At 48.4% G+C, this 10,132-nt stretch carries 10 protein-coding genes; 1 reads left to right on the top strand and 9 read right to left on the bottom strand.

All coding sequences use genetic code 11. The features are described 5' to 3' along the window. Window positions 1–94: 94 nt before the first annotated feature. The 4 genes from glmM to rlmE form a co-directional block, all read right to left on the bottom strand. Window positions 95–1,432: a phosphoglucosamine mutase gene (gene glmM, locus P8H32_RS03815; protein WP_297290951.1), complete on the bottom strand. Its 1,338-nt coding sequence runs from the start codon at window positions 1,430–1,432 to the stop codon at window positions 95–97. Between the two features lie 49 nt (window positions 1,433–1,481). After that, the gene (gene folP, locus P8H32_RS03820; protein WP_297290959.1) at window positions 1,482–2,273 is read right to left on the bottom strand and encodes a dihydropteroate synthase; all 792 of its coding nucleotides are present in this window, start codon (window positions 2,271–2,273) and stop codon (window positions 1,482–1,484) included. 89 nt (window positions 2,274–2,362) lie between these two features. Further along, window positions 2,363–4,279, bottom strand: coding sequence for an ATP-dependent zinc metalloprotease FtsH (ftsH, locus tag P8H32_RS03825; protein ID WP_301088515.1), 1,917 nt, complete (start codon window positions 4,277–4,279; stop codon window positions 2,363–2,365). Between the two features lie 172 nt (window positions 4,280–4,451). Further along, window positions 4,452–5,075 (bottom strand): 23S rRNA (uridine(2552)-2'-O)-methyltransferase RlmE, encoded by a 624-nt coding sequence (gene rlmE, locus P8H32_RS03830; protein WP_301088508.1) that lies wholly within the window; start codon window positions 5,073–5,075, stop codon window positions 4,452–4,454. Between the two features lie 116 nt (window positions 5,076–5,191). On the opposite strand from rlmE, the gene P8H32_RS03835 reads away from it, so the two are divergent. Further along, complete coding sequence (locus P8H32_RS03835; RefSeq protein WP_301088509.1) at window positions 5,192–5,500, top strand: YhbY family RNA-binding protein; 309 nt, start codon at window positions 5,192–5,194, stop codon at window positions 5,498–5,500. On the opposite strand, the gene P8H32_RS03840 is transcribed toward P8H32_RS03835, so the two are convergent. From P8H32_RS03840 to P8H32_RS03860, 5 genes are all read right to left on the bottom strand, one after another. After that, complete coding sequence (locus P8H32_RS03840) at window positions 5,497–6,240, bottom strand: methyltransferase (RefSeq protein ID WP_301088510.1); 744 nt, start codon at window positions 6,238–6,240, stop codon at window positions 5,497–5,499. The genes P8H32_RS03835 and P8H32_RS03840 overlap by 4 nt on opposite strands. 5 nt (window positions 6,241–6,245) lie before the next feature. Then, window positions 6,246–7,583: an aspartate aminotransferase family protein gene (locus tag P8H32_RS03845; protein ID WP_297290955.1), complete on the bottom strand. Its 1,338-nt coding sequence runs from the start codon at window positions 7,581–7,583 to the stop codon at window positions 6,246–6,248. A 28-nt stretch (window positions 7,584–7,611) separates the two neighbouring features. Beyond that, window positions 7,612–8,481: a regulatory signaling modulator protein AmpE gene (gene ampE / locus P8H32_RS03850; RefSeq protein ID WP_297290956.1), complete on the bottom strand. Its 870-nt coding sequence runs from the start codon at window positions 8,479–8,481 to the stop codon at window positions 7,612–7,614. Between the two features lie 34 nt (window positions 8,482–8,515). Continuing rightward, window positions 8,516–9,070: a 1,6-anhydro-N-acetylmuramyl-L-alanine amidase AmpD gene (ampD, locus tag P8H32_RS03855; protein WP_297290957.1), complete on the bottom strand. Its 555-nt coding sequence runs from the start codon at window positions 9,068–9,070 to the stop codon at window positions 8,516–8,518. A gap of 306 nt (window positions 9,071–9,376) precedes the next feature. Next, window positions 9,377–10,132 (bottom strand): DUF1631 family protein (locus tag P8H32_RS03860; protein ID WP_301088511.1); only part of this gene is annotated, 756 nt, incomplete at its 5' end.

Raw genomic sequence — 10,132 nt, forward strand, 5'->3', positions numbered from 1 at the left:
TTTTTCCTGATGATTCTTACGGACTGGCTAAAAGAGCACGGGCCAAAAAAGGCGGCAATCTTAACCAAACTACCGGGAACATACAAGGCACAGGCTAGGCAACGGCCTTCTCAACAACGGCGGCAATTTCAGCAGCCAATAAACCGACAAGCTCACCATCCTCACCTTCCACCATAACTCGCACAACCGGCTCGGTTCCCGATGGGCGAAGTAGCACTCGGCCACGGCCATCGAGCTTCTGTTCTGCCTCGCTAATCGCCTGTTCAATATCAGCATTGTTATCCAGGCGCGACTTGTCTGCCAATGCGACATTAATCATCACTTGGGGGAATTTGCTCATACCGGCCTTCAGCTCGTGCAAAGGTACACCGACATTCATCAGGGCAAACAGTACTTTTAAGGCAGCCACCACACCATCACCGGTGGTGGTGACGTCAGAACAGATAATATGACCGGAGTTTTCACCCCCCAGCTGCCAGCCTCGGGACTTCATCAGTTCGATAACATAGCGGTCACCGACTTTGGCCCGCGCAAAGGGGATTTCCAAATCCTTTAGGGCCAGCTCAAAGCCCAGGTTGGACATCAAGGTGCCGACGACGCCAGAGCAGCTACCCGTGGTACGCAGTTGGTCTTGAGCGATAACAAAGAGTAACTCATCACCATCAACAAACTCACCAGTGTGGTCAACAAAAGCTAAACGATCACCATCACCATCAAAGGCAATACCTAAATCAGCCCCTTCCTCAAGTACTCGCGCCTGCAGTGCCCTGGGACTGGTAGAACCCACATTTTCATTGATATTTAAACCGTTGGGATCAGCCCCCATCACAATAACTTCAGCACCCAGCTCATCAAATACCGCAGGGGCGACGTAATAGGTAGCACCATGAGCGCAATCGACAACAATTTTTAAACCTCGCAAACTAAAACCTGCGGGGACAGTACTTTTACAAAACTCAATATAGCGACCGGCAGCATCGGTCATACGATCAACCTTACCCAGGTTCGCCGATTCTACTGTGGACATCGGCTGGTCGATTTGACGCTCTATCTCCAACTCAACCTCATCCGGCAGTTTGGTACCCTCACTGGAGAAAAATTTAATACCATTATCGTGATAAGCGTTGTGGGAAGCGCTGATTACAATACCCGCCTGGGCATGAAAAGTTCTGGTGAGATAGGCAATGGCCGGTGTTGGCATAGGCCCCAGCATGGTGACATCAACCCCGGCAGCTACCAAACCCGCCTCTAAGGCTGACTCAAACATATAGCCTGATATACGCGTGTCTTTACCTATAATAATTTTACTGCGGCCAGACTGGGCAAAGACTTTACCCGCAGCCCAACCCAGTTTTAAAACAAACTCTGGAGTAATAGCACCCTCGCCTACGCGACCCCGAATACCATCAGTACCAAAATATTTACGAGACATTACCCTTATTCCTTTTATATTACTTTTATATTACTTTTATTAGTGCTAACTAGCTTTCAACAACGGCTGAGTAGAGTTTCATCGCGTCAGCGGTTTGCACAACATCATGAACACGAATAATAGACGCCCCACGCTCTGCCGCAAGTACTGCCAAAGCTAAACTGCCCGCCAAACGTTGATCTACGTCACGGCCCAGCACTTTGCCAATTAACGATTTGCGCGACAAACCAACCAGTACCGGATAACCCAGATCAACCAATATCGACAAATGATTCAACAAACGGAGGTTGTGCTCAACAGATTTACCAAAACCAAACCCGGGATCCATCAGCAAGCGGGAACGTTCAATCCCTGCAGCCATGCAAGCCTCAGCGCGAGATTGCAGGTAGTCACTGACCTCTTTAACCACCGAGTTGTAATCCGGGGATTGCTGCATGGTTTTTGGCTGGCCCTGCATATGCATAAGACAAACAGGCAGGCCGGTTTTAGCCGCAGCCTCTAGCGCGCCGCGCCGTTCCAAAGCACGCACATCATTGAGCATACCGGCGCCAGCTGCCGCCGCCGCCTGCATCACTTCGGGACTACTGGTATCAACGGAAACAATGGTTTCAAACCGCTGGTTAATCGCCTCAACCACCGGCACAACGCGATCTAACTCTTCCGCTATGGGTACCGGTTCAGCCCCCGGACGAGTTGACTCCCCACCCACATCGATAATAGCAGCACCTTCAGCCAGCATTTGCTCAACACGGGCCAAGGTCTTATCCAGATTACGCTTACCTGCTTGATAGAGAGCACCGCCATCGGAAAAAGAGTCAGGGGTTACATTCAGTACTCCCATAACTTGCGGAGTATCTAAACGCAAAAACCGAGTTCCACATTGCAGAACTCGGTTATTGTTGTGAGTAGCTTTAATATTTTCAGCCAAGCCTAGTGCTCGCCAGCAGGGCCGCCGATAGGATCATCTTTCTTCGGCTCATCAGCAGCCTCAGTTTTTTGACCGCCGCCAGGCTTATTGTCGTCATGCCAGTCGGCAGGTTCACCCGGCTTACGACCTTCCATAATATCGTCGATCTGTGACGAGTCGATGGTTTCATAAGTCATTAGCGCCTCGGCCATCATATCGAGCTTGTCGCGGTTTTCTTCCAGAATAGTCTCGGCAATGGCATAGCACTCATCAGAAATTCGACGAACTTCCTCATCAATTTTTTGTGCCGTCTCACCAGAGATACTCTTCGACTGACCAGCTGCAGAGCGGCCCAAAAAGACTTCTTCCTGAGCTTCGTCATACATCAGTGGCCCCATCTTTTCAGACAAGCCCCACTTGGTCACCATATTGCGAGCAATCTCGGATGCACGCTGAATATCATTAGAGGCACCGGTGGTGACACCGTCTGGCCCCAATGTCATTTCCTCAGCAATACGACCGCCATAGAGCGAGCAAACCTGACTAAGAATATGCCGACGGCTATGGCTATAACGATCTTCCTCAGGTAAGAACATGGTCACACCTAATGCGCGACCGCGAGGAATAATACTGACTTTATAAACCGGATCATGCTCGGGCACTAAACGCCCTACAATGGCATGGCCTGCTTCGTGATAAGCGGTATTTAACTTTTCTTTCTCAGACATCACCATCGACTTGCGCTCGGCGCCCATCATGATTTTGTCTTTGGCTAATTCAAATTGCTCTCTACCTACAGTGCGAATGTTGGCGCGGGCAGCAAACAGGGCAGCCTCATTCACCAGGTTAGCCAAATCAGCTCCGGAGAAACCAGGGGTACCACGGGCAATCACCGATGGGTCAACATTGTCACCTAAAGGTACTTTGCGCATATGCACTTTTAAGATTTGCTCACGGCCGCGGATATCGGGCAGACCCACAACCACCTGGCGGTCAAAACGACCGGGACGCAATAGAGCAGGATCTAATACATCGGGACGGTTAGTAGCAGCGATAACAATAACGCCATCGTTAACTTCAAAGCCATCCATCTCAACTAACAGCTGGTTTAAGGTTTGCTCACGCTCATCGTGACCACCACCAACACCGGCACCACGATGGCGACCTACTGCGTCGATTTCATCGATAAAGATAATACAAGGCGCTTGCTTCTTGGCTTGCTCAAACATATCCCGTACACGAGAAGCACCTACACCCACAAACATTTCTACAAAGTCAGAGCCGGAGATAGAGAAGAAAGGTACTTTAGCCTCACCAGCAATGGCTTTAGCTAATAGGGTTTTACCGGTACCGGGTTGACCAACCATTAATACACCACGGGGGATACGACCACCCAGGCGTTGGAATCTACCGGGATCGCGCAAGAACTCTACCAGCTCCTGCACATCTTCTTTTGCTTCATCAACACCTGCCACATCGGCAAAGGTGGTTTTAATCTGGTCTTCGCCCAACAAACGGGCTTTACTCTTACCAAAGGCCATTGGGCCGCCACGGCCACCGCCGCCACCTTGCATCTGGCGCATAAAGAACATAAAGACGGCGATAATAATCAGGATAGGGAAGCAGGCGACCAGTAGCTGAGTCCACAGACTTTGTTGCTCGGGCTTGCGACCTTCAATTTGCACTTTATGACCAATCAGGTCATCCACCAGTTTGGGGTCTTCCAGCATAGGACGAATAGTTTCAAACTTGCTGTTATCGTAACGCGTGCCTGAGATGGTTAAGCCATCAATCATCACATTACTAACGCGGTCATTCTTAACTTCTTCAATAAATTGTGAGTAGTTAAGTTGCTCGGCCTGGGGTTGGACATTAAAGTTATTAAAAACTGTTAGCAGAACCGCTGCTATGACCAGCCACAATAAAAGATTTTTCGCCATATCGTTCAAAAGAGAACCCTCTAAAATACTACCTTGAAATACTACCTTGAAGTGTCCAGAGATCCATTCACCCCTAACACCAAATAATGAAGCAACTTTACTACAGTTTAAGCCCCGCCACCATGAATAGAGAGCCGAAGCCGATGTCTTAAAGACCTAATAAAAGCGTTAGTTAGCCCTTAAAACCTTTACCCACCTGATAGACCTCACGGGATCTGGCTCTGGAGGCTGCAGGTTTTCGAGATTGCACCGTGCTAAAACTTGTACGCATGTCACGCAATAATTGATCAAATCCTTCCCCCTGAAATACCTTGGCAACAAAGGCGCCACCAGGTTTTAACACCTGACGAGCCATATCCAGCGCCAATTCGACCAAGTACATAGACTGTGGCTGATCAACAGCCGCCATACCAGACATATTGGGGGCCATATCGGAAATTACAAGGTCAACGGGGGAATCTCCGATAATTTGCATAATAGAATCAAACACTTGCTCCTCGGTGAAGTCGCCTTGAACAAAATCGACACCGGCCAGGCTATCCATATGCAGAATATCTGAGGCGATCACTCGCCCCTTATGCCCCACCAATTGCGCTGCCACCTGCGACCAGCCACCGGGGGCGCTGCCCAGGTCTATCACTGTCATGCCCGGCTTAATCAAACGGTCTTTTTCGTTTAATTCCAATAACTTATAACAGGCACGGGAGCGATAACCCTCCCGTTGGGAGCGCTTTACATATTCATCGTCAAAATGCTCTTTTAGCCAGCCTTTGCTGGTATTGCCTTTCTTTGCCATGGGTGGCCTTATGGGTGCTGTGGGGTGGTGGATTATAATCCACCCTACTTTGCTATCGGAGGGGTGGGGCTATACAATACGCGCCCTTTTTACCAGATACGGCTGCATTTCGCATTATGGAACTTTCCAACGCTCGCAAAAAAGAACTTCGCACTATTGCTCACAACCTGAACCCCATCATTATGATTGCGGAAAAAGGCGTGACTGAAGCTATTGAAAAAGAGCTGGAAAGAGCCCTTGAAGATCACGAACTGATTAAGATCAAAATCAATATTAATGATCCTGCCATGCGTAAAACTATTGCCAGTGAATTATGTGCCAAACATAAAGCGGCTTTAGTGCAGTCGATTGGTAAAGTTGCCGTGATTTGCCGCAAAGCTAAAAAGCCCAACCCTAAATTATCCAACTTGCTACGCCCAGTCTAAGCAACTGGCTTTAAACGGCTCAGGCAAGAGAGCAAAGAATAATCCAATGTTTTTGACCAGCGCTTTGCCGCGTCTTTAGTTTGTGCGGCACTTAGGGTGCTGGCTTTTTTACCGGCAATCACTACCCAGTTACCTTCTACGGTTAAGCAGCCGCGTACATCCTCAAAAAACTCTTTTAAAGCAGCAATCATTTCTCGCTCACCTCGATGCATCTGCCAGCAATTTAATACCAGCCAACCATCATCAGTTAATAACTGCGAGCAGCGTTCAATAAACCAATGTTGTGTCTGTTGCAGGTCTAGACCTTCAGGACTGTAAAGGTCACTAAAAAGTATATCGACTTTCTCCCGCTTATCGGATTCAATAAATTCGCTGGCGTCCTCGATAAAGACTTCAACTCTCTCACTGCGCGGTAATTGAAAATAACGGTAGGCAACTTCAAGCACTTTGGGGCGTAACTCTACTAACTGTAGGGTTAAATCAGGAATTGCTTCGTGCAAAGCCGAAGCCAGGCAACCACCACCAACGCCTAATAAAGTGATGGATTTGGGCTGCTTAAATAGCAAGGCCAATAACATGGCCTGTGCATAATCGTGTTGCAACTGAAAAGGATGTGAGAGTAGCTGGCAACTTTGCTCGTCGCCTTCGGCAAAGGCGAGATAACGCTTATTGCCATTATCCAAAACCGTTATAGAGCCATACTCATCGTGAGATCGGTAGACCTCTTTACCGGAGAACATACTAATTAGTCCAGCTCGTTAAGTGACTCACCCAGGGCATTGACCAGGCTATCTATCTCATCACTCTCGATTGTGAATGATGGCGCAATGGTCAAATAATCACCGCCATAACGAACATAAAAGCCTTTCTCCCAACATTTCATCGCCACTTCAAAAGGCCTGCGTGCCGGTTCGCCCGGATATGCTTCTAAGGTGATACCTGCTGCAAGGCCATAGTTGCGGATATCCGTAACATACTTAGCACCTTTTAAGCTGTGGGCCGCCGCTTCTAATACCGGGGCCATTGCTGCAGAGCGCTCGACCAGATGGTTATTGTGCAGTACATCCAAAGTCGCCAGACCTGCAGCACAAGCTACCGGATGCGCCGAATACGTATAGCCGTGGGGAAATTCCACCATATAGTCAGGGCCACCATTATCCATAAAGGTATTATAAATTTCGGCTTTACTGATAACCGCTCCCATTGGCAGGGTGCCGTTAGTGACCTGCTTGGCAGTCGTCATAATATCGGGAGTCACGCCAAAGGCATCCGCACCAAAGTTAGTGCCACAACGACCAAAGCCAGTAATCACTTCATCAAAGATCAATAGGATATTGTGCTTGTTACAAATATCGCGGATACGTTGCAGGTAGCCCTGGGGAGGAACTACAACACCACCAGAACCGGAGAATGGCTCAATAATGACCGCTGCAATAGTAGAGGCATCGTGTAAACCGATAATGGATTCAAGCTCATCGGCCAGATGAGCGCCCTGCCCTGGCATACCTTTAGAGAAAACGTTTTCGGGTAATTGAGTATGAGGTAGATGATCAGCTTCAATACCCTGACCATACATTTTACGGTTGCCCACCATACCGCCAACACTGATGCCGCCAAAGTTAACACCGTGATAACCTTTTTGACGGCCTATCATTCGCGTTTTGCCCGCCTGGCCTTTTAGGCGCCAGTAAGCACGGGCCATTTTTAAGGCTGTTTCTACGCTTTCAGAACCAGAGCCGGTAAAAAAGACATGGTCCAAACCCTCAGGTGCCATATCAACAATGCGGTTGGCTAATTCAAAGGATAACTTATGGCCAAATTGAAAACCGGGCGAGTAATCCAAAGTTGCCATTTGGCGGCTAACCGCATCGGTAATCGCCTGATTGGAATGGCCCAAACCACATGTCCACAACCCCGAAAGACCGTCCAATATCTGGCGCCCCTCAGCATCGGTAAAGTAAACTCCCTTCGCCGACGCAATCATACGAGGGTTTTGCTTAAATTCTCTATTGCCAGTAAAAGGCATCCAGTGAGCCTGTAATTGCTCTTGGCTAAGACCACCAGTTTTAATTTCAAAGCTCATAGCTTATCCCACTATGGTTAAACACCCATTAGCCAGCGATCAAAGTGACCACCGCAATGATAATCACCCAAAAAATCACACTGCGTGACAACAGGGATTGCAGTGTTAATAATTCTTCCCGGCCATAATCAATAAAATGCTCTTTATCGGTAGGGTTAACCTGGGAAGCATCGGAACCACTAATGGCCGCCACAGCACATTGATCTAGCAATTCCGAAGTGGGTTGGTTATCCAGAATTGATGACCAATAGCGATTAAAACTACTAACAAAATTACCGGTCATGGAAAAAGACAAGGCCAATAAGCGCACGGGGACCCAGTCAAAGTAATGCAGCCACTGCAAGGCAAGGGATTTATCATCGGATTTAAAAGAGTCGTGACGCCCGGCAAGATAACCTAAGCGATAGATCACAGCCCCGACCGGCCCCAATACTAAAAACCAAAATACCACGGCAAACCAGCGCTCAAAACCTTCATGTAGAAAAGCCCTGCGAACATGCTCGTGCAAAGCCACATGGTCAACCGAGGTTTCGCTCTGCTCAAAGTCGCCAATGGCCGTTGCCTTATTATAGGCTCCCTCAAAATCTCCCTTATTCCATGAAGCGAGATAATTCTGCAGGCTTTGGTTAAAATCACCGCGGCCTAAACTAAATAACAATACGGTGACATAAAAAATCAACGATAATAAACCAAACAGTACTGACTCCAACAAATCCTGCAGCAGAAACACCCCAACAGCAGGAATACCGATGGCTGCTAATAATCGCAGCTCAGCCAAACTTAATCGCTGGGGAATATTTTCATTAAATTGATAGAACCAATCATCCCGCTGCAGCGGCCCGCCAGAGCCCCACAGTTGTAAAAAGCCGAGTACAATCAATACCGTTAGAAATTCCATGAGCGATTCCACACTTTGCTATCTGTTCGAGTATTTAAGCTAATAACCCTTTGAAATATACCCAATCAAAGGAGGCTCCCGGGTCGGTTTTACGCCCGGGAGCAATATCGCAATGCCCCACTATACGATCAGGGGTGATTGCCGGGTAGGCCGCCATAATTTGCAAGGTTAATTGATGCAGCGCCTGATACTGTGACGCAGTATAAGGACAATCATCCGTCCCCTCCAGTTCAATACCGATACTAAAGTCATTGCAGTTGGATTGGCCCTGGAAACTGGACTCACCGGCATGCCAGGCACGCTGATTGAAGGGTACAAACTGAGTGATTACACCGTCCCTATTAATCAGGCAGTGGCTTGAGACTTCAAGCCCCCTTAAGTCAGCAAAGCTCGGATGGGCATCGCAATCCAGGCAGTTGGTAAAGAGTTTTTCAATACAGCCGCCGCCGAATTCCCCTGCAGGCAGGCTGATATTATGAATAACCAACAGACTAACCTCACTCCCTTCTGGGCGAGTATTAAAATTGGGGGATGGCAACTGACGAGTATCGGCCAACCACTGTAAGCATTGTGAGGTATTGGGGTTCAATGAAGCTACCTTGGTACTGAACTGAATCAATTAAGGATAGCACAGGGGGAAGTTAACATAACGCCCCCTTGGACACGTCATCCCCGGACACGTCACCCCTGGACACGTCACCCCTGGACACGTCATCCCTGGACACGTCATCCCTGGACACGTCATCCCTGGACACGTCATCCCTGGACACGTCATCCCCGCGAAGGCGGGGATCCAGTGCTGTAAATTTCCGCTTTAGCGGAAATAACAGCATAAGCATGCAGTCTGGATTCCCGCCTTCGCGGGAATGACGGTGATGTGTGAGAAAGGGAAGGTTTATGAAGTGACTTTCATATCCCGAAGATTACCGATTACTGACTCTAAGGCCCGGTCAAATAATAAGCCTTCATCCAAGGTGCTTATGTGGCCGCCTTTAATAGCCCGGGCAAAGCTCATGCGGTTATATTCTGCGACTTTCATACCGGAGCGATTAACAAAAATATACTTGCCGGTGCTGCGAATAATTGCAGCGAGGCGGCAGCGGAATTTCTTGCCATCATCTTGATGCAACTCAACCCAGTTGCCCATCGTCATATTATCCACCACCACCAGACAGGGATCATCTGCACTTATCTCAACAGTTTCCTCTGCACTACTTTCACTAGCGCCTTTGACGACCAGCTTCTCTACTACTTGACGGATAAGCTTATCGCCATCGACTGCCTGAGCATTTGGCTGCTCAACTTCAGCGCTTTTAGCCTCAGGGTTATCATCAGCAGACTGGGCCACCAAATCACCCAATGCATCAAACTCGGCCAATTGCTCATTCAGCTCAGCATCCAGGGCCTCAAGTGATACCGAACCGCCGTCGCGCTCCTCTAATACTTGATCTAAGGTTTTTTCTATCGCTTTGGTTTGACGGGCAATGGTTTGCTGCGCTTTAGCTTTGGCCTCTTGTTCAGAAGCCGCTAACTTAACGGTATTTAATTGTTTCAATTGCGAAAGATAAATAGCTTCCAAATCAGTCAATAGCTGATTCATATCAAAGGGGTTGTAAGCAATCCGGGTCAGGCCAGCCCGCAAATCTTTTAA

Source organism: Oceanicoccus sp., assembly GCF_029238675.1.
Classification (GTDB): domain Bacteria; phylum Pseudomonadota; class Gammaproteobacteria; order Pseudomonadales; family Dasaniaceae; genus Oceanicoccus.

What these genes read in the sequence shown, in the direction of transcription:
- P8H32_RS03835 (WP_301088509.1), top strand. Translation starts at nt 5,192, where the DNA reads ATGGAACTTTCCAACGCTCGCAAAAAAGAACTTCGCACTATTGCTCAC.
- ampE (WP_297290956.1), bottom strand. Translation starts at nt 8,481, where the DNA reads ATGGAATTTCTAACGGTATTGATTGTACTCGGCTTTTTACAACTGTGG.
- P8H32_RS03840 (WP_301088510.1), bottom strand. Translation starts at nt 6,240, where the DNA reads ATGTTCTCCGGTAAAGAGGTCTACCGATCTCACGATGAGTATGGCTCT.
- P8H32_RS03845 (WP_297290955.1), bottom strand. Translation starts at nt 7,583, where the DNA reads ATGAGCTTTGAAATTAAAACTGGTGGTCTTAGCCAAGAGCAATTACAG.
- glmM (WP_297290951.1), bottom strand. Translation starts at nt 1,432, where the DNA reads ATGTCTCGTAAATATTTTGGTACTGATGGTATTCGGGGTCGCGTAGGC.
- rlmE (WP_301088508.1), bottom strand. Translation starts at nt 5,075, where the DNA reads ATGGCAAAGAAAGGCAATACCAGCAAAGGCTGGCTAAAAGAGCATTTT.
- folP (WP_297290959.1), bottom strand. Translation starts at nt 2,273, where the DNA reads ATGGGAGTACTGAATGTAACCCCTGACTCTTTTTCCGATGGCGGTGCT.
- ftsH (WP_301088515.1), bottom strand. Translation starts at nt 4,279, where the DNA reads ATGGCGAAAAATCTTTTATTGTGGCTGGTCATAGCAGCGGTTCTGCTA.